This window comes from Pseudomonas sp. stari2 (genome assembly GCF_040760005.1).
Classification (GTDB): Bacteria; Pseudomonadota; Gammaproteobacteria; order Pseudomonadales; family Pseudomonadaceae; genus Aquipseudomonas.
In genome coordinates, this window is sequence record NZ_CP099760.1 from 2,592,235 (window position 1) to 2,617,466 (window position 25,232).

21 protein-coding genes are annotated in these 25,232 nt (G+C 62.1%); 4 read left to right on the forward strand and 17 right to left on the reverse strand.

Translation table 11 applies throughout. The features are described from left to right. Positions 1–45: 45 nt before the first annotated feature. The 17 genes from NH234_RS11855 to NH234_RS11935 all read right to left on the reverse strand — a co-directional run bounded on the left by NH234_RS11855 (position 46) and on the right by NH234_RS11935 (position 18,823). The gene (locus NH234_RS11855; RefSeq protein WP_367256617.1) at positions 46–738 is read right to left on the reverse strand and encodes an N-acetyltransferase family protein; all 693 of its coding nucleotides are present in this window, start codon (positions 736–738) and stop codon (positions 46–48) included. A 114-nt stretch (positions 739–852) separates the two neighbouring features. After that, positions 853–1,644, reverse strand: coding sequence for a ChbG/HpnK family deacetylase (locus tag NH234_RS11860; RefSeq protein WP_367256619.1), 792 nt, complete (start codon positions 1,642–1,644; stop codon positions 853–855). Continuing rightward, the gene (locus NH234_RS11865) at positions 1,616–2,803 is read right to left on the reverse strand and encodes a GNAT family N-acetyltransferase (RefSeq protein ID WP_367256620.1); all 1,188 of its coding nucleotides are present in this window, start codon (positions 2,801–2,803) and stop codon (positions 1,616–1,618) included. Before NH234_RS11865 ends, NH234_RS11860 begins: the two co-directional genes overlap by 29 nt. A gap of 4 nt (positions 2,804–2,807) precedes the next feature. Then, positions 2,808–3,497, reverse strand: a complete 690-nt coding sequence (locus tag NH234_RS11870; RefSeq protein WP_367256622.1) for an N-acetyltransferase — start codon at positions 3,495–3,497, stop codon at positions 2,808–2,810. A gap of 71 nt (positions 3,498–3,568) precedes the next feature. Further along, positions 3,569–5,488: a hypothetical protein gene (locus NH234_RS11875; protein WP_367256624.1), complete on the reverse strand. Its 1,920-nt coding sequence runs from the start codon at positions 5,486–5,488 to the stop codon at positions 3,569–3,571. Continuing rightward, positions 5,485–6,804 carry a lipopolysaccharide biosynthesis protein gene (locus NH234_RS11880; protein WP_367256626.1) on the reverse strand — a complete coding sequence of 440 codons (1,320 nt, stop codon included), beginning with the start codon at positions 6,802–6,804 and terminating at the stop codon, positions 5,485–5,487. The genes NH234_RS11875 and NH234_RS11880 overlap by 4 nt, the downstream gene beginning before the upstream one ends. Further along, positions 6,801–7,802: a polysaccharide deacetylase family protein gene (locus NH234_RS11885; RefSeq protein ID WP_367256627.1), complete on the reverse strand. Its 1,002-nt coding sequence runs from the start codon at positions 7,800–7,802 to the stop codon at positions 6,801–6,803. The genes NH234_RS11880 and NH234_RS11885 overlap by 4 nt, the downstream gene beginning before the upstream one ends. Positions 7,803–7,815: 13 nt before the next feature. Continuing rightward, on the reverse strand, positions 7,816–8,952 hold the full coding sequence (locus NH234_RS11890) for a glycosyltransferase (RefSeq protein WP_367256629.1): 1,137 nt from the start codon (positions 8,950–8,952) through the stop codon (positions 7,816–7,818). Next, positions 8,945–9,913 carry a glycosyltransferase gene (locus tag NH234_RS11895; protein WP_367256631.1) on the reverse strand — a complete coding sequence of 323 codons (969 nt, stop codon included), beginning with the start codon at positions 9,911–9,913 and terminating at the stop codon, positions 8,945–8,947. Before NH234_RS11895 ends, NH234_RS11890 begins: the two co-directional genes overlap by 8 nt. Beyond that, the gene (locus NH234_RS11900; protein WP_367256633.1) at positions 9,910–11,280 is read right to left on the reverse strand and encodes an O-antigen ligase family protein; all 1,371 of its coding nucleotides are present in this window, start codon (positions 11,278–11,280) and stop codon (positions 9,910–9,912) included. Before NH234_RS11900 ends, NH234_RS11895 begins: the two co-directional genes overlap by 4 nt. After that, on the reverse strand, positions 11,277–12,371 hold the full coding sequence (locus NH234_RS11905; RefSeq protein ID WP_085733204.1) for a glycosyltransferase family 4 protein: 1,095 nt from the start codon (positions 12,369–12,371) through the stop codon (positions 11,277–11,279). The genes NH234_RS11900 and NH234_RS11905 overlap by 4 nt, the downstream gene beginning before the upstream one ends. Beyond that, complete coding sequence (locus tag NH234_RS11910) at positions 12,368–13,960, reverse strand: Wzz/FepE/Etk N-terminal domain-containing protein (RefSeq protein ID WP_085733203.1); 1,593 nt, start codon at positions 13,958–13,960, stop codon at positions 12,368–12,370. The genes NH234_RS11905 and NH234_RS11910 overlap by 4 nt, the downstream gene beginning before the upstream one ends. Before the next feature lie 17 nt (positions 13,961–13,977). Beyond that, positions 13,978–15,003: a polysaccharide biosynthesis/export family protein gene (locus NH234_RS11915; protein WP_085733202.1), complete on the reverse strand. Its 1,026-nt coding sequence runs from the start codon at positions 15,001–15,003 to the stop codon at positions 13,978–13,980. A gap of 21 nt (positions 15,004–15,024) precedes the next feature. After that, a complete protein-coding gene (locus NH234_RS11920; RefSeq protein WP_085733201.1) occupies positions 15,025–15,672 on the reverse strand; it encodes a CpsD/CapB family tyrosine-protein kinase in 648 nt (215 codons plus the stop codon). Beyond that, a complete protein-coding gene (locus NH234_RS11925; protein WP_085712111.1) occupies positions 15,672–16,418 on the reverse strand; it encodes a sugar transferase in 747 nt (248 codons plus the stop codon). Before NH234_RS11925 ends, NH234_RS11920 begins: the two co-directional genes overlap by 1 nt. A gap of 18 nt (positions 16,419–16,436) precedes the next feature. After that, positions 16,437–17,474, reverse strand: a complete 1,038-nt coding sequence (locus NH234_RS11930) for an NAD-dependent epimerase/dehydratase family protein (RefSeq protein WP_085733200.1) — start codon at positions 17,472–17,474, stop codon at positions 16,437–16,439. Further along, entirely contained in the window at positions 17,471–18,823 is a 1,353-nt protein-coding gene (locus NH234_RS11935) for a UDP-glucose/GDP-mannose dehydrogenase family protein (protein ID WP_085733199.1), read from the reverse strand. The genes NH234_RS11930 and NH234_RS11935 overlap by 4 nt, the downstream gene beginning before the upstream one ends. Positions 18,824–19,214: 391 nt before the next feature. On the opposite strand from NH234_RS11935, the gene NH234_RS11940 reads away from it, so the two are divergent. Genes NH234_RS11940 through NH234_RS11955 form a run of 4 tightly spaced genes read left to right on the forward strand, consistent with a single transcriptional unit; the run spans position 19,215 to position 25,141 of the window. Then, positions 19,215–20,912, forward strand: coding sequence for a sulfatase-like hydrolase/transferase (locus NH234_RS11940; RefSeq protein ID WP_367256636.1), 1,698 nt, complete (start codon positions 19,215–19,217; stop codon positions 20,910–20,912). A gap of 50 nt (positions 20,913–20,962) precedes the next feature. After that, positions 20,963–21,616 (forward strand): ABC transporter ATP-binding protein, encoded by a 654-nt coding sequence (locus tag NH234_RS11945; protein WP_085733197.1) that lies wholly within the window; start codon positions 20,963–20,965, stop codon positions 21,614–21,616. Continuing rightward, a complete protein-coding gene (locus NH234_RS11950) occupies positions 21,613–24,084 on the forward strand; it encodes an FtsX-like permease family protein (RefSeq protein ID WP_367256638.1) in 2,472 nt (823 codons plus the stop codon). Before NH234_RS11945 ends, NH234_RS11950 begins: the two co-directional genes overlap by 4 nt. Continuing rightward, entirely contained in the window at positions 24,074–25,141 is a 1,068-nt protein-coding gene (locus NH234_RS11955; protein WP_367256640.1) for a lipocalin-like domain-containing protein, read from the forward strand. Before NH234_RS11950 ends, NH234_RS11955 begins: the two co-directional genes overlap by 11 nt. Positions 25,142–25,232 lie beyond the last annotated feature (91 nt).

The following is a 25,232-nucleotide window of genomic DNA, read 5'->3' on the forward strand; positions in this document are numbered from 1 at the left end:
CCGAATTGAGCGCACGAAGGCGGCCGAATGGCCGCCTTCATCATTTCAGGCCTGCGCAGCCGCGGTCACCACCGGCCGCCCCGGTTTGCGCAGCGGTTCCAGTCTCGAACCCTCATATCGCGTCTCGCGGAAGAACCGCCACTTTCCAAACAACCCATAGACGTGGGTGACGCGGCCCTGTTCGTGATAGCCCATGCGAATGTGCAGCTTCAGCGCCGGGATGTTGTGGGTTTCGCAGACGTCCACCACCTTGTGGCAACCCTGGGCGGCCATGGCTTGCCAGAGGGTGACTTGTACGTCCACCGACAGGCTGCTGCCGAAGTAGGCGCGGGTCATTTCGCCGCCGAATTCGAAGAACTCGCCGGGCTGGACCGGGAAGTTGCAGCCGTAGTAGTGACGGTCGTGATAATCCCGGGTGCTGCCCCAGATGAAGGCCACTGCGTGGCCGTTGGCGTCCAGGTACATGTGCCCGGTGTGGCCTTCGCTGGCGAGTTCGGCCATGGTCTGCACACGGTCACCGAAATGCTTGCCGAACGCGCTGGCATTCTGTGGCGTGATGTCGACTTTGCGCAGGCCTTCGTAAGGGCGCAGCTTGTGTGGCGGCACCGGGCTGATCAGGTCGCGCTCCATCCACAGCAGTTCCCAATGGAAGAACACGTAGCGTTTCCACAAGGTGGAAAACGTGCGGCCCAGGCCTTTTTGCTTGATGCGTTCACGCAGCTTTTCGATGACGCTCATGATGCCCTCCGTGGCCGAAGCCCGGGTGTTTTGTAGTTGGCTTTTGTGGGTATAGATCAAGCTGGCAAGTACATTTCAAAGTGCCATCTCCGAAAGTGTTGCCAGTTGTGTAACTCAATCGAGTGCCGCGGCACCGCGTAGAAAATCCTTGTTCAAATCGGCGTAGGAAACCCGTGGAATCCCCGGCAGCCGGCGCTCTAGCACGCGACTCAGGGACTCTCCGGGTTGTAGATAGGCGTCACCGAAATCAGCGCCGAGCTGATTCGGGTGGGCGACGATTTCCAGCACACCGTCGGTCGGTGCAGGCGCGTTGCGCAGGTCCACCGGGGTGCAGACGTAATCCGCCGTCACACCGGCCAGCCCTTGCAGACGACGGTTGAGCAAACCCTTGAAGAGGCGCTTCGGCAGGCTGAGGTTCTGTCCCAGGTTGCGTGCCAGTCGTACCGGCACACCTTGATGAGCGGCGAAGCGCGCGACGATCTCGCCGATCGGCCAGATGTTGTGCACGTGCTGATGTGAGTCGATATGGCTCGGGCGCACGCCGTGATCCACGCAACGTTGCCACTGCACCTGTAATTCCTCCTGCACCGCCTCGCGATCTGTTCGGCCGAGCCACAGGCTGTGCCGTGGCAGGCTGAGGTCGAATACGCCTTGGCTGTCGCAGAAAGTGCGACAAGCGAGAATCGCCTGACTCAATGGCCGGCCATACGTCAGGTTGAAGTGCAGGCCGACCCGACCTTCCAGTAAGTGATGACGAGCCATCGCGCAGGCCGCTTCGAAGGCTGGCATGTTGGCCATGGCCGTGGCGGAACTGATGACCCCGGCCTGGAACGCGCTGAAGATCACTGCGTTTTCGTTCGGGCTCAGGCCGAAATCGTCAGCGTTGACTATGACTTGGCGAGGCATGTTCGCCCTCCGTGGTGGGGTGGGTTGCCGGTTTTACGACGGACGCCGGTTTTGTCGTTACCTGCCGTGCGCGCCACTGCTGTAGCTTCGGTTTTAGCCGCTGCCAGAGGCGTAATCCCAGCCCCAGCAAAACACCGCTAGGCCGCCAGGAATAGAAACTCCAGCGCCAGTGTTCCAGTTGTCCGGTCATGCGTTCGTGCAATTGATGGCTGGAGTTTTCCAGGCTGACCCGCGAGGCGTCTATCCAGCGCCAGTGATCGTCCAGACCCCAGCGAATCCATTCCTCCAGCAACACCCGACCGCTGCCCAGATCGGCGTATTGCGGCAGAAAGGCGAGGTTGTAATCGTAGAGCCGGCCCTGTTCGAGCAAACCGAGCCGGTAGCTGATGCAACGACCGTCCAGCTCCAGCGTGACCACGCGCACCAGACCTTGGGCGGCGAGGGCGGTGAAGGCGCTTTCGATGCAGCGGCGGCTGCGTTCGTTGGCGAAAATGCCGACCCCTTCGTCGCCTTTCCAGCTCACCGCTTCAACTTCACTGATGGCCTGCAACAGTGGGCCCATGGTCAGGGCATCGGGAATGATCCGACGCACGACAGCGCCGCACGCAGCAATGCGTTTGCGCGCACGGCGCAGTTTGTAGCGCGGATCACCGGAGACTTCCTGAAGATCGGCGTCACTGATCAGGTGCACCGGCACCCGACAGCTCAAGCGTCGCTCACCAGTCGAGCTGTGCGCCATCCATTCGGTGAGGGCGCTTTCTTCGCCCACCGGTTCAGACAGTTCGTTGAGTTGCAGCAACGCGTGAGGGATGCGCTGGCGGATGAGCAACAGCGCCTGGCGCAGGCTGTCGGCATCAAGCACGGACAGCAGCGCCAGGCGATCTGCCAGCGGATAGCCGAGGTGATGCACCACGGCAAACGGTAGCCCGCCAAAGCGTTCACGACCGGCCACCAGCGGCAGGCACAGGCGCAATTCGTCCGCTTCCCAGCCCAGCAGAATGTGCAGATGCTCGTTCGCATCGAGTGTCTGCTCTGCCGCGATCAACCAGCCGAGGCTGTTGAACGGCGTGTGATCCGTCACCCGCAGGCGCAGCGCTTCATAAGCCGCTGCCGGGAAGTCAGGGGCGCACAACGAGGTGCGCCATTCGAATCGCGCCATAGGCTCAGGTCGCCGTTGCTGTGACAGAGGGACGGGAAGTTTTGCGCAACGCATCCAGCCGCGAGCCGCTGTAGCGGGTTTCGCGGTAGAAGCGCCAGCGAGCGAACAGGGTGTACACGTTCATGATCCGGCCCTGTTCGGTGTAGCCCATGCGCAGGTGCAGCTTGAGCGCCGGGATGTTGTGGAATTCGCAGACATCCACGACCTTGTCGCAGCCCTGGGCAGCCATGGCTTTCCACAGCTCCAGTTGCAGGTCCACCGACAGTTCGGTGCCCCAATAGGAACGGGTCAGCTCACCGCCGAATTCGAAGAACTCGCCGGGTTTCACCGGGAACATGCAGCCGTAATAGTGGCGGTCGAAATAGTCCCGGGCGCTGCCCCAGATGAAGGCCACCGCATCGCCGTGATCGTCAAGGTGCATGTGCCCGGTGTGACCTTCGTTGGCCAGCTCCGCCATGGTGCCGACGCGGTCACCAAAGTAGCGGGCGAAGGCGCTGGCGTTGTCGGGGGTGATCTTCACCACGCGCAGCGGCGGATACGGTTTGAGGCTGTGGGGCGGCACCGGGCTGACGAGGTCGCGCTCCATCCACAGCAGTTCCTGATGGGAAAAGACGTAGTGCTTCCACACCTTGGCCAGCGTGGCACGCAGGCCTTTTTGTTTAATGTGTTCGCTGATTTTTTTCACAACGTTCATGGTCGGTACTCCTGATGACGTGGCATCGCGCGGCAAGTGGCCTGCGCGGCAGGACATCAACGGGCGGATCATCAAGTGCGCCAGCTCAGGGAAAACAGGGTCTGCCCCGGCAACTCGAAGCGCACGCGCCCGTCCTGGCAACGGAACGGCGCGTCGCGGCTGCGGTTGTCGGCGCCGAAGTAGCGCAGGGCGCCGTTGTTCAACGGGCACTTGGCCCCCGCCAGATCGACACGCTGCAACCGCGTGCCCTTGTTCACACCCAGCAAGCCGCGCTGATCGTCGCCGGCCATCGCCAGCACATCGACTTCGAAGGCATCGTTTTCCAGCCACAACACCTTGTGCAGCCAGTGTTGCTGGATGAACTGCTGGGCCAGGCCCACCGGTTTCAGTTCGAAGTGTTGTTCATCCGCCGAGACGCGCAACATGCCTTTGGGGTATTCCGGTTCATCGGCGGCCTGGAACCAGTTGAGCATGGTCAGCAAGCCGTCCTGGGAGGCGTTGATCACCACCGAGGCCCACCACAATGAGGTGAAGTGGGTTTCCTGATCGTAGGGGCTCAGGCTTGAGCCGCTGGAGAGATTGGTCTGATCCAGCAGCAAGGCCTTGCGCGGCTGGCCCTTGGCATCGAGGCCCACCAGATCGGCAGCGCGGCGCACGCTGTCGCGGTAGACGCGAGTGGCGAGCAGGTCGCGGATCATCCATTCGTGCCAGGCCAGTGCATCGACCTGATCGGCGGATTGACCCAGCAGGCGCCGGGCCCAGTCGATGCCGCGTTTGCTCGCCGCGTTGTCGGCGAACGGGCCGTTGACCAGCCGCGAACTGGCCGGCATCGCGATGCGCACACCGGCCCGGGCGTTGGCCGGATCGCTGCGCACCTGGCGCGCCATGCTGGTGAAGATCGAGCGGTATTGCTCGTAGCTCGAATAATTGAGATTGGGCTCGTCGGCAAAGCCGATGTAGTGCGTGCCTTTGCCGCCAAGCAGGCGAGTGCTCGCAAGCCAGGCGTCGAGGCCGCCGTTGCTTTGCACGTCGGCGCGCAAATCGGCTTGACGCTGGCTGCCGGCAAGCAAAGTGATGTCCTGACGAATGCCGAAACGGTCCTGATAGACCTGGCGAAACGCATCTTCGAACTGCGGTTTTTTTGCCGTCACATCGACGAAGCTGTAGTAGCTGGCGGCCGTCGGCTTCAATGCATCGAGCGCCGCATGACTGGCGGGCGGCGGCATCACGTAGGGCAGGGCGATGCCCAGGTCGGGCGTGCGGCCGAGGACTTTGTCGTGCAGGGTCAGGCGGGTCTGGCCATCGTCTTCGCGCAGCGGTTTGAGCTGCTGCGGGTTCTGCGCGAACAGATTGGCCGTACCGTCGAGCCAGAACGCCGCTTTGCCGCTGCCTTGCAGACGCAGGCGCCAGACTTGTTCGCGGTCACTGACCGGCAACGCGACCTGATCGTATTGCCAATAGGCGCGATAAGGTTTCAGCGCCAGCGACAGCTGTTGGTTATCTCCGACCCGCTGCGCTTGCAGGGCGTTGACGCCACCGTGGAATTTGCCCGCGAGCACCGCGTGTTCACCCGGCGCAATCTTGAAAAACAGCTCATCGCCGTCACGGGTTTGCGCGCTGAAATGCACCTTGGCCGGGGCGAACAATGCGACGGTGTTTTCGTCGTGTTCGACCCGGTAATTACGAAAGCTGTAGCCGGGGATTTCCAGCTGATAACTCGCCGCGCCCGGTGCCAACGGCCAGCTCTGGCTGCCACGGGTTTCGCTGGCCTTGATGAAGCGCTCACCCTGCAATTTGCCTTGGCCGTCGAGCAGGTACAGGTGCTCTTCGTTGGCGTCCGCCTGCCACGCCGGCGCCCAGCGCACGGTCACGGTGTCGGGGCGATCCGCTTGCAGGTACAGGCTACCGTCGCGAATGTCACCCCAGCGCATCGACGCCGCGAAGGTGTCCAGCGACAGGCCGAGACCGAGCAGCAGGGCCAGGCTTTTCATGCGGATTTCCGTTGTAAAAAGCGACGCTGCAACATCAGCCACATCGGTGCGATGTCGGCGGGCAGGATGATCAGGGTTTGCCAGAGCGGTACGCTGCTCAGCCGGCAGTACAACACCAGCATTGCTACGGTCACTGCCAGATAGGCAATCGACGACGCCGCCGCTGCACCGACAATCCCGTAAGCCGGGATCAGCACCACGTTCAGCGCGAGGTTGAGCAAGGCACCGAGGCCCATCAGCAGCGATACGGTGCCGGGGCGATTCTTGCCCAGCAGGTCCAGCCGCAGAATGCTCGCATAGCACAGGCCCAGCAGACCCGGCAGCAACGCCAGCAGCGCCGGATACGCCGGTTGATAGGCGACGCCGAACAGGGTCACGATCAGCCATTCGCCGATCACGGCCATGATCAGGCAGGCGCCGAGCATCACCGTGGCGGTCAGGCGCAGGGCCAGCGGAGTGACCTTGTCCATGCCTTCGTCCTGTTGCAGCAGGCGTTTCATCAGCGGTGTGGTCACGGCTTCCGGGACGATCAACAGCAGTTCGGCGGCGGCGCTGGCCATGGTGTAATGACCGAGCGCGGTACTGCCGAGCAGGGCGCCGATGAACAGGTAATCGGAGCGCAGGATGACTTGCTGGAACAGCAGATCCGGATGGCTGCGGGCGCTGTAGCGCAGCAGTTCGTTCTGGCTGGCGCGGTCCCATTGCAGCTGCAATGGCTGCGCACGTTTGAGCCAGACCCAACCGGCCAGCACCACCAGGCTGATTCCCGCCAGCCAGCTGATCAACGCCGCTTCCAGGGCCGCTTCCTTCCACATCCAGAACAGCGCGAGAAACAACAACAGCGGCGCCAGGGACTCCACCAGACGCAAGGCGTTGAACGCGACCACGCCGCCGGACGCATTGTGCAACGTCAGCAAGCCGCTCTTAAGCACAGTCAACGGCACCGCCAGCAGCAACAGCCAGGCCAGAAGACCGAGTTGTACGGTGACGTCCAGTTCACTGCCGAACTCACGCACCAGCGCCACCACCAGCAACGTCAACAACCCCGCCAGCAAGCAGCCGAAGACCAGCACCTGAGCCAGCAGCAAGCCCATCGGCCGCTGCTTGGCGGCCTGGTAACCGACAGCGGAATTCAAGCCTCCGCTGGTGGCCGCGCTGATCAGGTCGGGCAGGGTGCTGAGTAGGGCGAACAGCCCGCGTTCACTGGGGCCGAGGATTCGCGCCAGTAATACGTTCCTCAGCAGGCGCAGGGCAATCATCGCCAGTTTGGTGCCCATGCTCAGCGCCAAGTGCTTGAGGTAACTGCTTCGACTCATGGTCGCGCCCCGCGAAAGATCCGCCACGACAGTAGTTCCGGGTTACGCGCGGTACGCTGGCTGACGCCGAAACGCGGCAGGTTCAGCGGATCCCCCGCGCCGCGATAGATCCCGGTGCCGGTGCCGAGGGCGAACGGATAATCGTGGCTGGCAATCTGCTCGCGCACCCGTGCGTCGTTGTCGCCGTTGGGGTAGCAGTACACCGGCAATGGCCGGTTGCAACCGTTGTTCAGGGCGTCGCGGCTGCGGCTGATTTCTTCGCTCAGGCGTACGTCGTCGAGTTGGGTCAGGATCGCGTGACTCGCACCGTGAGGACCGAAACGCACCAGCCCCGAAGCTTCCATCGCCCGTACTTGATGCCAGTCCAGCGCCTGGGGCAGTGACTCTGGCGGGCATTCGTTGGTCAGGCGTTCGAGGATCGAAGGGTCGCTGCTCTTCAAGCCTTGCAGATAGTGCAGCAACGTCAGGCTGCGACGATCCACGTCGATGTCGTCCATCAGCACCGGCAATGGGTGGTGGAGCGCCTGCAGGCAGTCGATCAGGTGCATGCGCGGTTTTTCGCCGTGGCTGCCCCACAGGGTTTCACCGATGCTTTCCCACCAGAAGCGCTGGCGGCTGCCGATGAAATCCGTGGAGAGGAAAATGCTCGCCGGCACCTGATGTTTTTGCAGCAGCGGGAAGGCGTTGGCGGCGTTGTCGCGCCAGCCATCATCGAAGGTCAGCGCCACTTGCGGGCGCTCGCGGCGCAGGGCGTTGGGCTGGAGTATTTCCATCAGCGGCACACAATCGAAGTGCCTGCGCAGCCACACCAGCAGATGCTCGAAGGCTTTCGGGCCGACGCACAGTTCGTTGCGATGCGGCAGGTCGGCGGCGCGGTCGTTGGACAGCACCCGGTGCAACATCAGGATCACGCCTGCGCCGTGCAATTGGTTTCGCCCCACGGGCGAGTTGAGATAGAGCCAGCCACTGGTGCGTTTTATCAGTTGTTTGATCGCCATGGCTTGAGCCCTCTCAACGGTTTTGGTCAGGGTTCCACTGGGCGTAACGCTGGCCGCGCAAGAACTGCCACAGGCCGATGCTCATGCCCGCCAACGTCACCAGCAGGAATGCCGCAAGGCGGAACGGTTTGGGTAAGCGGTGTTGCGAATCCAGCAGACCGGCAATCGCAATGGCGTAGCCGATCAGTTGCGCGATCAGACTCAGGCGATAGAAACCATGGTCGTCCCACAGCCAGAAATTGCTCAGCAACAGAGGCAGCAAAAGAATCGGCGCCAACCGCCGAATCAGCTTGTGGCTGATCAGCGCAATCGAATACAGCCCGTGCTTGAGCGGATTGAGCAGTTCGCTGCGCTGGGCCAGGCTTTGCAGGCCGCCAACGGTGACCCGCTGGCGCCGGCGGAATTGTTTGTCCGCTTCATCGACGCCGTGGTCGATCACTTGTGCTTCGGGTACGTAGACGATGCGTTTGTATTTCACCGGCGCGCAGGTGCTGATGAAGAAGTCATCGTTGACCTCGGCCGGCACGTCCTCGAACAGTTCCCGGCGCAGGGCGAGCAACGCGCCGTCGGCGGAGACCATGCAACCGGTGCGGTTCTCGACCCGGCGCAGCCAGCCTTCGTAATGCCGGTACAGGCTGTCGCCGACACTCAAACCACCACCGGTGACCGGAATCACCATGTGCCCGGCGCAGGCGCCGACCTGCGGATCGCTGAGCGGCGCGAGCAGGTAGCCGAGGGTTTCCCGCGACCATTGGTTGTCGGCATCGGTGAACACCAGAATGTCGCCCGTGGCCAGGGCCACACCGGCATTGAGTGTCGCGGCCTTGCCCTGACGCGGCAGGTCGAGCACGGTGATCCGTGGGTCTACGACCTTTTGCGCGCAAGCCACCGTGTCGTCGCTGGAACCGTCGCTGGCCAGAATGATTTGCAGGGTGGCCGGCTGATAATCCTGGGACAGCAGCGAACGCAGCTTGTGTTCGATATGCCGCGCCTCGTTGTGCGCAGCAATCACGATGCTGATATTCAGCGGCGGCGCCGGGCTGTGACGCCACGCCGGGAACAGCGGCGCCAGCAGCGTCAGTAGCAGGGGGTAGCCGACGTAGGCGTACACCGGCAGCAACAGGCACATCCAGAAAATGAACTCAGCCACGGGCAGGCCTCCTGGCGTTCCAATGACACAGACTGAGAATGAACGCCGCGCCGGCCAGGTGCAGGCGTACCCAATGCAGCCCCCACAGTTGCAGGGTCAGGCCGATATCGTGCTGGCGGTGACTCTGACGGATGCTGAGCACCAGCGCCGGGATCGTGGTGATGGTCACCATGACGGCGGCGTGGTGGGGGAAACCATTGAGCAGCGCGGAAATCGCCAGCAGGTCCAGCAGCCACGCCGCCAGCGACAAAAGCGGAAAGCGCAGCAGGCGCAAACTCAAACCGTGAGTGCGCAGCAGTTGCAGATGACTGCCCTGACGCCACATTTCCTTGCCCATCCATTCGCGCCAGTTCATTTCGTAGCCCCAGTGCAGGGCCACGGACTCGTTGACCGACAGCAGCCGCGCGCCCTGTTTGCTCTGGCGCAGGGTGAACTCCTTGTCTTCGCCGGTGCGCAGGGATTCGTTGAACCCGCCGACCTTGTCGAACCAGCGCCGATGCATCAGCAGGTTGGAGCTGGGCAACCAGTCCACGGCATGGGCGGTATGGCTGGTCGGGCGCAGGGTGCGGCGTTGCCAGGCCACGGCGTACCACGGTGCAGAGGCGGGGGTGTGCAGGTCCAGCCCGAACACGTCGGCGTGGCCTTCGGCTTCGAGGGCGAACAACCCGGTCAGCCAGTCTTCGGGCATCTCGATGTCGGCATCGATGAACGCCAGCCAGTCACCGGTGGCGACGGCGGTGCCGCGATTGCGCAGGGCGCCGATCAATACGCCCGGCACCACCAGCACTTGCGCGCCGAACTGGCGGGCGATCTGCGGGCCGTCATCGCTGGAGCCGTTATCGACCACGATCAGTTCGCACTCGACATTGGCCGCATGGGCGGCTTTTTGCGCCGCCAGCAGGGTGCGGCCGATGTGGCGGCCCTCGTTGTACATCGGGATGACGACACTGATCCGGCTCATGCCCCGGTCTCCACCAACGGTGCTTGCTCGGCCTTCAGGCGCAGGACGCTGGTGAGCGCGAGCATGATCCACACGTACTTCTGGTTCGGTGCACTGAGGAACATCAGGAACAGGGTCAGCGACAGGATACCCACCCCCAGGTGGGTCATCATGTCGGCCTGCTCCCAGTCGCGGCGCCGCATCCAGGCGCGGCGTGCGCGGATCAGGTTGTACAGACCCAGCGCGAGCATGCCGACGAACAGGAGGCCAGCGGGAATCCCCAGTTCGCTGAAGATTTCCAGGTAGGTGTTGTGGGCCCGACGGTACAGGTCACCGATCTTGCGGTTGGCGGAAAACGCCTTGGCGTAACCGGTGGTGGCGTAATGCAGGGGAAAGGTGCCGGGGCCGGAGCCGAGCAACGGGTTCTCGCGGATCATCTGGCTGCCGACCACGATGTACGAAGCGCGGCGGCCCAGGGATTCGTCATCGTGGCCCCGGGCGCCGGCACTGAGCACGCTCAGCGACTGGATACGCGCCAGATAGCCGGCAGGCATCGCATAGATCGCCAGTGGAATCACAATCGCCGCGCCGAGCATGGCGAAGCCCAGATGCCGTGGGCGGATGCGTGTCAGTTGCGCGCGGTAATGCCAGCAACCGATCACCAGACTCAACGCCAGCACCACCAACCCGGAGCGCGATTCGGTCTTGGTCATGCCGCCGAGCAGCAGCAGGCAGCAACCGCCCCAGAACAAACGGTGCAACAGGTTCGGGCTGCGAATGATCAGCAGCAGGCCCAGCGGCACGGCAAAGGCGATCAGCATGGCAAAGGCGTTCGGGTCTTCGAGCAGACCGGCGGCGCGGCCCTGATCCTGGAATTTGGTCGAAAACATCGCCATTGCACAGGTGGCGCTGACGGCCAGTGTCACCAGACGGGCGAACAGGTCGAGGTTCAACTCGCGACCGATCAGCAAGGTGATGACGAACAGGATCAGACCGACGCTGAGTTCACGCAGATGACCCAGGGACATGCCCATGTCATCGGTGTTGAGCAGACTCAGGAAGTACAGAACCATGAACCAGATCAGGTAACGCCAGATGTTGCTGCGCAGGCGCTCCGCCGGAATCTGGTGCATCGCCAGTTGCAGCATTAGGATCACTGCCAGCGACGCGCCGATCAGCTTGCTGCCCGACAGCGAGCTGTCCTTGAAGAAACCCTCGAACGGCACCAGCGCGGCGATGCCGAGCAGGCCCCAGGTCGGCTTACGGTAGAGCAGGGCGAACCCCACCAGACCAAGCACCGCTCCCGGCGCAAGATAGGGCCAGGGACTGGCCAGCAAGGCGATGCAGACCAGACCCAGCAAGCTGACGATCGAGAGCGGGAAAATCATGCGCGTGCCTCCCGTGCCGTGCGGATGTACAACTGCGACCAGCGTTCGGCCAGGGCCTTGAGGTCGTAGCGGTCCTGTTGCGTGCGTTTTGCGTTGTCGCGCAGCTTGCGCGCCAGAGCGGGTTGGCTCAGCAGCGTGTCGAGCTGGCGGGCGAGGGCGCTGCTGTCGGCCGGCGCGGCGAGCAGGCCGTTGTGCCGGTGTTCCAGCACATCGGGAATCCCGCCGACCGCGAACGCCACCACTGGCACCCCGATCTGCATGGCCTCCAGCAGAATCATCGGCGTGCCCTCGGTGCGCGAGCTGATCACCAGCGCGTCGAGTTGCTGCCACCAGTGACGCATGTCGGTCTGATAACCCGGCAGACGAATGCGCTTTTGCAGCCCGGCGGCGTCGATTCGCGCCTCAAGTGCCTCACGCTCCGGGCCGTCACCGAGCATCACCGCGTCGAGTTGCGGATGCTGATGACACAGCGGGATCAACGCATCGAGAAACAGATCCGGACCTTTTTCGCTGCTCAATCGTCCGACGTACCCGGCGAGCCAGCGCTGATGATCGACCTCCGGCATCCGTTCAGCGACTGCCGCCGGCAGACCGTTGGGGATCACCTGCAGCTTTTCCGCACGGACGCTGGCCTGGCGGTGCAGTACCGCAATGCTTTCGGCCACACAGACCACCCGGTCCACCGACGCGGTGCGGCACAGTTGCAGGCTCAGCCAGGTGTAGAACTTCTGCTTGCGGCTGCGCGGGGTGAAGCCGTGCTGGGTAATCACCAGCGGCAGGCGCAACAACGTGGCGCCGACCCAGCCGAACAGCAAGCCTTTGAAATTGTGGGTGTTGATCAACGGACGTTCCGCCCGGCGCTGACGCAGATGCCCGAGCAATGCGCCGAGCCCGGCACAACCTTGGGCATCGACACCCGCCGCGCGAAAGCGCTCGATCAGTGCCGGCGGCGCATCGAGAAACAGCACCTGATGCTGCCCCGGTGTCGCCAGACAATGATCCAGCAACATCCGCTCGGCCCCATAGAAGCCACCACTGCTGAGCAAATGAATGATCGGCAGGGCGGCGTTCGGGGAGGACGGGGTGCTCAATTGCGCACCCAGTGCACGAAGCTTGGCACGGTCCAGTTCTTGTGTGGGTTACCCGGTTGAGTGCTCTGGTCGTTGATCACCAGCAGCACCGGCAGGCCCAGCTCGTGGCTGATTTGTGCCGGATGTTTGAAGCGGTGATCGAAGAACTCGCGCACATAGACCAGGGCAATCGCCAGCAGCAGACCGGTGAACAGGCCAAACGGGATGATCAGCAGCGGTTTGGGGAACGCCGCTTCGGTCGGCTCGAACGGCGGGCTCAGGACGCGGGCGTTGGACAGGTCGTCGTTCAGCGCCCGGGTGGTGCTGCTTTCGGCGAAGCGTTGGGCGTAGGTTGAGAACGCGGCGTGCAGGGCGTCGATTTCGGTGTCCATCTGCCGCAGTTTGCTTTGGGTCTGCTGCAGGTCATGGATGCGCGCCTTGAATTCGGCGATGCGCGCGGTTTTCTGATCGATCACCTGCTGAACCACGGCCAGGTCGTTGGTACGTTCCTGGATGCGGTTGCTCACCACTTTGAGGAACTGTTGACGGGTGCGGGCGATCTGTTCGCGGGTCAGCAGCATTGGCTCGCTGCCGGGCTGGAAGACCGCCAGATCATTCATGTAGCGGCTGACCTGAGTGGTCAGTTGCTCGCCCAGCTGTTTGATCTCCCGATCCTCGAATGCCACGTTGTCGACGGTGGTGGTGAAGGTGTAGGGGAAGGTGTAGTCATTGAGCTTGTTGTTGCTGGCGGCGGCCAGGCTGGTTTTCAGGTATTCCAGCCAGCGCTGGCTTTGCAGCAGGCGATCCTGATACAGGTTCAGCGCCTGTTCTTCGGTGTTGATCGCGTTCAGGCGGAAGGTGATTTCTTCCTTCGGATCCGCCGCGCCGACACGTTCCAGCAAGGCCTGGCGATTGGCTTCCAGACCGTCGAGGCGCACTTGATAAAGATGCTTTTTGGTCTCGTAGAAGGACTGCGGCAGGTCGATCGATTGCAGCGCCTGACGGCTGACCAGATAGTTCTGCAGCAGGGCGGCGACGAAGGTCGTGCCTTGGTGCGGATCCGGGAAGCTGTAGACGATCGAGATCACGTTGGAGCCGGGCAGGGTCTCGATCTTCAGGCTGTCGATGGCCTGTTGCGTCAGCCCGTCGAGCACGGTGTCACGCACCGGATCGGTCTCCAGCCCCAGCAGGTTGCGCAGCGGGTTGATCAGGTACTGACGCAGCGGCGAGGTGATGTAGCGCCGGAACGGATCGCCGATCAGCCGGGCAAACATCCCGGGGGGCGGGGTGTATTCACCCTTGTCCCGCAGTTCGCTGATGGTCTGACGGATCAGCGCCGGCGAACGCAGGATGTTGCTCTCGGTTTCCATGTCCGCCAGTGACGGCGGGATGAACGTGGCGTTGTCCACGGTCAGCGACGTGGTGGCGTCGCCCTGGGAGAGTTTTTTCGACTGCACGATCACCTGGGCGGTGATATCGAAGCTCTGTTTGAGCACCATCGGCAGCACCAGCGCGATCACTGCAAAGATCAGGAAGACACGCTTCACCAGCCGTTTGTTGGCGAAGAAGATCCTGAAGAACTCATGCAGGTAGTTTTCCTTTGGATTCATGTCAGGTCACCCGAGAGTCAGTTGTTGTTGCTGCCCTTGTTGTCGACGCGGTAGCCGAAGCTGAACCCCACGCCCTGGAACAGCACCACGTCGGCCAGCTGCCGTGCCAGATCACCGGCACTCGCCAGTTTGGTCTTCGGCACATAGAGCATGTCGTCAGGTTGCAGGTAGGCGATTTGCGAGGCGTCGCCGGCCAGCGCTTTCTCGACGTCGTAGCGCACGGCCTGCACCTGATTGCCGTTGCGCCGCATGATCATCACCGAGTCCAGACGCGCCTTGACGTTGGTACCTCGGGCCAGCGTCAGTGCTTCGAGCACAGAAACCGGCCGGCGAATCGGATAGGAACCTGGCTGACCGACTTCACCCAGCACATAGATCTCGTTACCGGCGGTGGACTTGAGCAACACGTCCACGGTCATCCTTCCCGGCAGTTGCGCATAGCGTTTGTTGAGGAAGGTTTCCAGTTGATTGACGGTCATGCCTTGCAGCGGCACGGCACCGATTTCCGGGAAGCTCGCGTAGCCGTCAGTGCCCACGGTGATCTCGCGGCTCATGCCGGTGGCCGGGTGGTTGAGGGCGCTTTTCAGGTTCTGCTCGTTGGTCAGCGGACTGATGATCTGCACAGTCAGCTGGTTGCGATTGGGCTGGAACAACTGTTTGCGCTGATAGGCACGCTGGATTTCATCCCGGGCCTCATCGCTGGTCAGCCCGGCGATTTTCACCGAAGTGTTGGCCCCCGGCAGATTGATGGTGCCGTCCGGCAGCACCAGTTGATTGCCGTTGAGCTGGCTGGCAGCGGTGAAGTTCAGGCCGATCTGGTCACCCGACTGCACGCGGTAAGCGTCCGAGCCGCTGGTGCTGATGTGGAAGATCACGTCCAGCACATCCTGCGGGCGCAGGGTCTGCTCGACCTTCGGCATGTCGGTGGCCTGGGCGTTGGCCGGGGTGGCGGTGAGGATATTCACCGGCATGGTCTGGGTTTCGGAGTTGCTGGAGCAACCTGCAAGCGGCAGCATCAGCAGAACCAGTATCTTGGCGTTCATGGCGTCATCCCTCGCGTTTGCTTACAGGTTTTTGTACAGCCATTTGGGCATGTAGTACTTGCGCCGGTTGAACACGCTGCCGACCACTTTCGCCCCGGCCTGGGTCAGCCGCTGCACGGCCGCCTGGGCGACCTCCCAGCGGGTATCCTCGGCACGTACCACGAACACCACGCCGTCGACCTGAGTGCTGATGACCAGCGTGTCGGCCGCCGAATACACCGCATCGCCATCGATGACCACGAAGCGGTACTGGCTGCCCAACTGATCGAGCAACGGGCTCAGACGCTCGGCGGTCAGGTGCTCCATGGTGCGGATCGGCCGGCCGTTGGGCAGCACGTGAAACGGCAGGCTCGACACCTGCACCACGCAGTCCTGCAACAGCGGCGGGTTGTCGGGGTTGAACAGCAGGTCGCGCAGGCCGCGCTCCTTGCCCAGGTTCAGTTGCTGGGTGAGGTTGTTCGCCGACTGACTGGCATCGACGTACAGCACCAGTCCGCTGCTCATCTGTGCCAGTTGGCTGGCCATGGCCAGGGCGCTGGTGGTGGTGCCGGCGCCGGGGTTGGCGGCGGTCAGGAACAGGATCCGCAGATCCAGGTCCAGCACGGTCGACGTCAGGTTCGACTCGCTGGGGCTGGCAATGCTCAGGTTTTTGTTGGTTGAACCGTCCATTAGCTTGCTCCGTGGCCGCTGAATACTTTGAAAGGGGTTTTCAACAGGATCTTCAAATCAAGCAACAGGCTCTGCTCGGCGATGTAGCTGAGGTCCAACTCAACGCGCTGGTCGAAGTCGATATTGCTGCGCCCGGAGATCTGCCACAGGCCGGTCATGCCGGGGTAGATCGCCAGACGGGCGAGGTGTTTGTCCTTGTAGCGGTAGGCGTTGAACGAGGTCGGACGAGGGCCGACCAGGCGCATGTCGCCGGTCACCACATTGATCAGGTTGGGCAGTTCGTCGAGGCTGGTGCGCCGCAGGAAACCGCCGATCCGGGTGATGCGCGGGTCCTGATCGATCTTGAAGTCGATCGCGTCGGCACCGTGTTTGTTGAGGTGGCGTAGCGACTCTTTCAGTTCTTCGGCGTTGGCGACCATGGTGCGAAATTTGTACATGCCGAACTTGCGTCCGCGGTAGCCGGTGCGTTTCTGCACGAACATCACCGGGCCTTTGCTGGTGAACTTGATGGCGAGCGCCAAACCGATCAGCAGCGGCGAAATCATCACCAGGATGACCAACGCGCCGAAGCAGGCCAGCACCCGGTTGGTGCGGGACAATTGCCACGGACGGCCGCCCTCGCGACCGGTCACCCAGCCCTGGCCCTGGCGGTGAATCGCCGCATCGAGGCGCATTCGATGTTCCGGATCCATGCGTTTGTCACGAACCAGATGTTGGATCGGTACACCTTTCTCATGTCCAGTCATGGAGTCCTCCGCTGATGGTCAGCCGCGAGCGGCGCGTGGGCGATAGGCAGTGGGGTAGTAGTCGCGATACCAGGCGATGAAACGCCCCAGTCCTTCATCCAGCTCTATCCGGGGCTGGAACCCGGTGGCCTGGGCCAGATCGTCGGTGTCGGCACAGGTGTTGAGCACGTCGCCCGGTTGCAGGGGCAGCAGCTCGACAATGGCTTTCTGGCCGAGGTGTTTTTCCATCAGGGCCAGGTAGGTTTTCAGCTCCACCGGATGGTGGCCGCCGATGTTGAACAGGCACCACGGCGCCATGCTGCTGCCCGCGTCGGGGTGCTCGCGGTCCCATTCCGGATGGGTATGCGGCGGATGGACCGTGAGGCGGGCAATGCTCTCGACGATGTCGTCGATATAGGTGAAATCACGCTGGTGCAGGCCATAGTTGAAAAGCTTCAACGGCAGGCCTTCGGTGATGGCCCGGGCGAACTGGATCGGCGACATGTCCGGCCGGCCCCAGGGCCCGTACACCGTGAAAAAGCGCAGCCCGGTGCAGGGAATGCCGAACAGGTAGCTGTAGCTGTGAGCCATCAGCTCATTGGCTTTTTTGGTCGCGGCGTACAGTGACAACGGGTGATTGACGTCGTCATGCACCGTGTACGGCGTGTGCTGATTGGCGCCGTACACTGAACTCGACGAGGCATAGATCAAATGCTCGACCGGATGATGCCGGCAGCTTTCCAGAATGTTCAGGAAACCACTGAGATTGCTGTTCAGATAGGCCTGTGGATTTTCCAGCGAATAACGCACCCCGGCCTGCGCCGCCAGGTGGATCACCACTTGCGGGCACTCGCGGACAAACAGCGCATCGACAGCGGCGGCGTCGGCCAGGTCGACTCTGGCAATCTGGAAGTCACCGACCTGGCCACGCACCCAGCGCACACGATCATGCTTGAGCTGTGGGTCGTAATAGGTGTTGAAATTGTCCAGGCCGACGACCTGATGCCCGTCGCGCATCAACCGCAACACGCAATGAGCGCCAATGAACCCGGCCGCACCGGTGACGAGGATTTTCATGACCGCAACCCGTCAGGCGCGATATGCCGCAGACCGATGCCGCTGTAGTGCAGGCCGGCGGCAGCCACTTGTTCCGGGTTGTAGAGATTGCGTCCGTCGATGATCACCTTCGAGCGCAGCTTGTCGGCCAGCAGTTCGAAGTCCACCACGCGAAAGTTCTTCCACTCCGTGCAGATCACCAGTGCGTCGGCGTCTTCCAGAGTGTCGTCGCGAGTGGCGCACAGGTGCAGGTCATCACGGTAACCATAAATGCGCCGGCATTCGGACATGGCTTCCGGATCGTAGGCCTGCACGCTGGCGCCTTCGGCCCACAGGGCATCCATCAGATAACGGCTGGGGGCTTCGCGCATGTCATCGGTGTTCGGCTTGAACGCCAGGCCCCAGACGGCGATGGATTTGCCGGCCAGGCCCTGCGGGAACTGCGCCTTGAGTTTGCTGAACAGGATGTGCCGCTGCGTATCGTTGACGTCGGTGACACTGCGCAGCAATTTCAGCGGCATGCCGTTGTGTTCGGCAGTGTGCAGCAGGGCGCGCAGATCCTTGGGAAAGCACGAGCCACCGAAGCCGCAGCCGGGGTAGATGAAGTGATAGCCGATGCGCGGGTCCGAGCCGATGCCTTTACGCACGGCTTCGATGTCAGCGCCCAGCAGCTCGGTGAGGTTGGCCAGTTCGTTCATGAAGCTGATGCGAGTGGCGAGCATCGCGTTGGCCGCGTACTTGGTCAGCTCGGCGCTGCGGTTGTCCATGAACATCAGTTTTTCGTGGTTGCGGCAGAACGGCGCGTAGAGTTCGCTCAACTGTTCCCTGGCTTCAGGGTCCAGGGTGCCGACGATGATCCGGTCGGGGCGCATACAGTCGGCGAGGGCGCTGCCCTCCTTGAGAAATTCCGGGTTGGAGACGATCCGCACGTTGAGGCCGCTTTTGCCGCGCCGGCGCAATTCGTTGTTGGCGGTGTCGAGTACCTGATCCGCCGTGCCGACCGGCACTGTGGACTTGATGATCAGGGTGCGATCGGCCTCCATGAAGCTTGCGATCTGCCGCGCCACGTTGAGCACATGACTGAGGTCGGCGGAACCGTCCTCGTCAGCCGGCGTACCCACGGCGATGAAGATCAGTTCGGCGTGTTCAACGGCATCGCTGGCCTGGGTGGTGAACAACAAGCGCCCGGCCTTGATGTTGTCTTCCAAAGTTGCCGACAGACCCGGTTCACTGATAGGCGGAACTGCCTGTTGCAGTTGTTTAATCTTGTTCGGGTCTATATCGACACACAGTACTCGATGTCCGACATCGGCAAGTGCCGCAGCTTGTATCAGGCCAACATAGCCCGTACCAAATACGCTCACGTCCATATTGGCGTGCCTCGTAAGACGGTGGAGGAAGATCGAATTGGAACTGTCAAAAGGGGTATAGCGCAGGGTGGGAAAAGCGTGTCAGCAAAATGACATGTTGCATGTGTATAACACCCCCGTTTTTGGGGGCTAATAGCCATCAAGTACTTGCTGTATCTGGATTTGTCCCGTCCTTGACATGTTTTTCAGAATTCAAAGAAAACGATAAACGGTCGTAGGCCACAAAATTCAAGGGCTGTAGAGACTTGGGTGTGTCAGTAATGAGTCAATGTTTTTTTGACGCTTTTGTCCAAAGTCCGACAATTCTTGCGCTTTGATAGCGCGGTGCTAGTGTCAGAAATTGACCGACAATTCATTGACCATGCCCCGTCGGCAGTGCCCCGGAACCGCCATGTTTCGATATTTGAAAGAACTGCTTTTAGTTATTTATCTACTGCTTTATTCCGATTATTACCTTGAGCGTTTAAATGCCATGGGTATCGGCCCGGCAGTACTTCTTTTTGGCGCGATGTTTTTGGCGCTGACTTTCTCATTATTACTAACGGCCTATATAAGGCAGACTTTCATTCGGCACTTGTTCGCATTGGCGATGTTTGTTTCGGCGGTGTTTTTTGATGTTTATACCCGGGTCACCGCCGATTACCTGACGTACAGCAGTTTTGTCTCTCTGGTGTATTCGGGTGGCTTCATTCAGGAAGCGGCGTACCAGTACCGGGACGCGATCGTCCACGGGCTACTCAACGGACTTTTACTGTTGATCGGCATCGGCCTGCGGCCGCGTCATTCGATTCCGGTTCCCAATGCGCTGCGAGTCGCGGCGCCAGTGGCGGGTGTATTGCTGCTTAGCGCCGTGCTGTTCGTTCGGGCCGGAGAGGGCGCGCGCGGGTTGCCGATCATGTACACGCCTTTGGCCTACCTCAACCTGTTTGGCTACGAGGCGCTGCACAACACCGTCGGCCCCCGTGAGCCGGTGACCCTGGCGCGCAACGGCCCGGCAGTGAGCCACGACATCGTGCTGATCATCGACGAAAGCATTTCCGGCAATTACCTGGACATCAACGCGCCGTTCGGCGTGCACAGCAACCTCAAGCAGGCGCATCCGGGTGTCGAGATCTTCAACTACGGCTATGCGGTGTCCATCGCCAATTGCAGCGCTGACACCAACGTCACCCTGCGCTACGGCGGCACCCGTACCGATTACATGCGCATCAACACTACGTTGCCGTCGATCTGGCAGTACGCGAAAAAGGCCGGCCTGCGCACCGTCTACATCGACGCCCAGCGCACCGGCGGCAATCTGCAGAACCTGATGACCGACACCGAGAAAAAGGACATCGACGAGTTTGTGCAATTCGACCAGACCAGCGTCCGCGACCGCGACATGGCCGCCGCTGCCAAGCTGATCGAACTGCTCAACGATGACAAACCGGAGCTGGTGGTGATCAACAAGGTCGGCGCGCATTTCCCGGTGCACGACAAATACCCCGATGCTTTCATGGCCTACCGCCCGACCTTGCCGCGCGGCCAGTTCACTGAAGTCGCCGACACTGGCAAACGTGATGGTTTCAACGGCCAGCCCGATGACTGGGTGCTGTACCGCAACGCCTACAAAAACACCATGCTGTGGAATGTCGGCGAGTTTTTCTCGCGAGTGTTTGCCCAGGCCAACCTGAACAACGCGCTGCTGATCTACACCTCAGATCACGGCCAGGACCTGCACGAGCGTGGCAACCCGGGGCTCAACACCCATTGCGGCGGCGACCCGGTGGAAGAAGAGGGATTGGTGCCGCTGGTGGTGATTCAGGGCGATCAATTGCACACGCTCGACTGGTCGGCACAACTGGTGGCCAATAAGGATCGCTCCAGTCACTACAACATTTTCCCGACCCTGCTGCAGTTGATGGGTTACGACCTGGCGGGGATCGAGTCGGTCTACGGCAAACCGCTTAGCGTGCCGACGACGGATGATTTCACCTTCAACTACCGCTTCAACGCGCGGTTGGGGGCCAAGCCCGAGTGGAAACACGTTGATCTGAACAGCATCGTGACGCCGGGTGAGGCGCCGACCAGTGTTGCAGCAGGGCAGTAACCCATCGGTATCCGCTATCCTTGGCCCACACGGATCGATCGGATGGCGACATGCTGCAGGTTCTAAACGTCTTCAAGAGCTATCTCACTCCGCAAGGCCCGTTGCCCGTGTTGCAGGGCATCGACCTGACGCTCAACCCCGGCAGCAGCCTGGCGCTGATGGGCGAGTCGGGCAGCGGCAAAAGCACACTGCTGCACCTGATCGCCGGCCTGGATAAAGTCGACAGCGGCAGCATCCGCAGCGGCGAATATCGACTCGACGAAATGAGCGAAGCGCAACTGGCCAACTGGCGGCGCACGGAAATCGGTCTGGTGTTTCAGCAATACAACCTGATCGGCAGCCTGCGCATCGAAGACAACCTGGCGTTTCAGGCGCGATTGGCCGGGCGCCATGACCCACGTTGGCAGAACCATCTGGTGCAGCGTCTGGGGCTGGGCGATCTGCTAAAGCGCTATCCCGAACAACTCTCCGGTGGCCAGCAACAACGAGTCGCGCTCGGTCGGGCGTTGGCGTCGCGGCCCAAATTATTGCTGGCCGACGAACCCACCGGCAGCCTCGACGAAGCGACCAGCAACGAGGTGCTGCGGCTGTTGCTGGAATTGCTCGACGACACGCCGACCACCTTGCTGATGGTCACTCACAGCCAACGCGTGGCCGCGCGACTGGCGGAGCGGGTGGTGTTGTCCAATGGTCGACTGACGTGAGGGTTTTCCGGCAAACACTGATCGCCTTGCTCAGTCACTGGCGACGACACCCGGTGCAGTTCTTCAGCGTGCTCACCGGGTTGTGGCTGGCCACCAGCCTGCTGACCGGTGTCGAGGCGCTCAACAGTCAGGCGCGGGACAGTTACGCGCGAGCCAGCCAGATGATCGGCGGCGAACCCCAGGCCAGCCTGAGCACGCCGAATGGCGCGACGTTTTCCCAGCAGTGGTTTGTCGATTTGCGCCGGCAAGGCTGGCCGGTTTCGCCAGTGTTGCAAGGGCGTTTGATCCTCAAAGGCCATGAGTCCCAACGCCTGCAATTGATGGGCATTGAGCCGGTGTCGCTGCCGGCCGACAGCGCGGTGGCGGGGCAGGCGATGCCGATCGAGCGTATCGTCGAATTCTTCAGCCAGCCGGGCAGCACCTGGATTTCCCCCGACACCTTGCAAGCGTTGAATCTGACCGAGGGTGCGACACCGCAAACCGAAACCGGCCAGACGTTGCCGCCGCTGCGGGCGCAAAAAGACATGGCGCCCGGCGTGCTGCTGGTGGATATCGGCGTTGCCCAGCGCTTGCTCGAACAACCCGATCAACTGTCGCGCCTGCTGTTGCCCAAGGATTTTCACGCCGACGTACCGGCCGCGCTCAAAGGCCAGTTGCAGCTCAAGAGCAGCGGCGAAGAAAACAATCTGACGCGGCTGACCGAAAGCTTTCACCTCAACCTCGATGCGCTTGGGTTTCTTTCGTTTGTCGTCGGCCTGTTCATCGTGCATGCCGCCATTGGCCTCGCACTGGAACAGCGTCGCGGGTTGCTGCGCACGTTGTGCGCCTGCGGTGTCAGTGCGCGAATGTTGATCACTTGCCTGATCGTCGAACTCGGAGCGCTGGCGCTGATCGGCGGACTGTTCGGTGTCGTCAGCGGCTACTGGCTGGCCAGTGTGCTGCTGCCGGATGTCGCCGCCAGTCTGCGCGGGTTGTACGGCGCGGAAGTGGCGGGGCAGTTGCGTTTGAGCCCCTGGTGGTGGTTCAGCGGTATCGGCTTGAGCCTGCTCGGCGCATTGCTGGCCGGGGCCAACAGTCTGCTGCGGGCGGCGCGTCTGCCGTTGCTGGCGGTGGCTGATCCGCAAGCCTGGCATGAACAGCATGCGCGCTGGTTGCGCCGGCAGGGTTGGGTGGCTGGGGTGTTTGCGGCGATTGCGTTGATTGCGCTGGTGTTGGGCGACAGTCTCGCCAGCGGATTTGTGTTGATGGCCGGGTTGTTGCTCGGCGCCGCGCTGGCGCTGCCGGTGGTACTCAGTGCGCTGTTGAACGGCTTGCTTGGGCGCCGTCGTTCGGTGCTGGGGCAGTGGTTTCTCGCCGACTGCCGACAGCAACTGCCGGCACTGAGTCTGGCCTTGATGGCGTTGCTGCTGGCGATGGCTGCCAACATCGGCGCCGGCAGCATGACCGCCGGTTTTCGCCAGACCTTCAACGACTGGCTCGAACAACGGCTCACCGCCGAGCTCTATCTGAATCCGAGTAATCCGGCCCAGGCCCGCGAGCTGTACAGCTGGCTCAAGCAACAGCCGAGTGTCACGGCGATCCTGCCCAACTGGCAGGTGTCGGTGACGCTGCAAGGCTGGCCGACGGAGGTGTTCGGCATCATCGACCATCCGCACTATCGCCAGCACTGGCCGCTGCTCGAAGCCCGAGGCAACGCCCCGTGGGCTTTGCTGGCCACGGACGACGCGGTGATGCTCAGCGAGCAACTCGCACGCCGGCTCAAGGTGCGGCCGGGGGATCACCTGACGATTCCGACGCCGGGCCTGTCGTGGTCGCCGCGCATCGTCGGGATCTACGCCGACTACGGCAATCCCAAGGGCCATGTGCTGGTCAACAGCAATCACCTGTTACGCAGCTGGCCGCAATTGACGCCAAACCGTTTCAACCTGCGGATCGAACCGGCAAAGATTCCGGCATTGCTCAGCGCCTTGCAGGCACGCTTTCAGCTCGATGACAGCCGCATCGTCGATCAGGCGCGGCTCAAGGGCTGGTCGGTGCAGGTTTTTGAGCGGACCTTTGCAGCGACGGCTGCGCTCAACAGCCTGACGCTGGCGGTCGCCGGTGTGGCGTTGTTCATCAGTCTGCTGACCCAGAGCCAGAGCCGTCTCGGCCAACTGGCGCCGCTGTGGGCATTGGGCGTTACGCGCCGGCAGTTGATGCTGCTCAATCTCGGTCAGACCTGGCTGCTGGCGGTGCTGACACTGTTGCTGGCCTTGCCGTTGGGCATCGGGCTGGCGTGGTGCCTGGATGCGGTGATCAACGTACAGGCTTTCGGCTGGCGCCTGCCGTTGCGGATATTTCCGTGGCAATTGCTGCAACTAATGGGGCTGGCGCTGCTGGCGACATTGCTGGCTTCGGCGTGGCCGCTGTATTCGCTGTACCGCACGCAACCGGCGGATCTGCTGAGGACGTTTGCCCATGAGGATTAGGTTCGTTGTGGTGTTTCTGGCGCTGTTGCTCAGTGGCTGCGACAACCCGGCACCAGAGCAGAAAGGCTTCGCCGGGATGGGCGCTCAGGCGCAGGCCTTCACACCGGTGGTGCCGGGGCGGGTGTTCAGCTTTCCGACGGATCACGGTGTCCATGACGGTTTTCGCATCGAGTGGTGGTACGTGACCGCCAATCTCAAGGATGCCCAAGGCAATGATTTCGGCGTGCAATGGACACTGTTTCGCAGCGCGTTGAACCCCTCGCCGGAGCAACCGGGCTGGGCCAATCAAACGATCTGGCTCGGCCATGCGGCGGTGACGTCGGCCAGCGTCCATCACGCCGCCGAACGTTATGCCCGTGGCGGCGTCGGGCAGGCCGGGGTGCGTGCGGTACCGTTCGAGGCGTGGATCGATGACTGGCGTTTCGTCAGTCAGGCGAGCGATCCGCTGGGGGACATGCAGCTCAGCGCAAAGGACAAAAACTTCAGCTACCAACTGCGCCTGACCTCCAGCCGCCCGCTGGTGCTGCAAGGCGATCACGGCTTCAGTCAGAAATCCGAACAGGGCCAGGCGTCCTATTACTACAGCCAGCCGTTTTTCCTGGCCAGCGGCACCCTGGAAATCGATGGTCAGACCTACACCGTCAACGGCCCGGCCTGGCTCGACCGCGAGTGGAGCAGCCAGCCGCTGACCGCTAATCAGACGGGTTGGGACTGGTTCTCCCTGCATCTGGACGACGGCGCGCACGTCATGCTCTACCGCATGCGCCAGAAGGAGGGCGCGCCGTACCTCACCGGCACCTGGATTGACGCCGATGGCCAGACCGAAACGCTGCACGCCGACCAGATCAAACTGACCCCGCAGGACACCGCGAAGGTTGCTGGCCGCTCGATGCCGGTGCGCTGGTCGATCGGGATTCCGGAAAAGAATCTGCAGATCACCCTCGATGCAATCAACCCCAATGCCTGGATGGGGCTGCGCATCCCTTACTGGGAAGGGCCGGTGCAGTTGAGCGGCAGTCAGGGCGGGCGCGGTTATCTGGAGATGACCGGGTACTGATTCACCCCTGTGCGGGAGCGACGGTGGATCAGCGTCTATGCTCCTTGGCACGCACGGCGCTGAATACGCCGTGTGCTGCCATTCATCACAG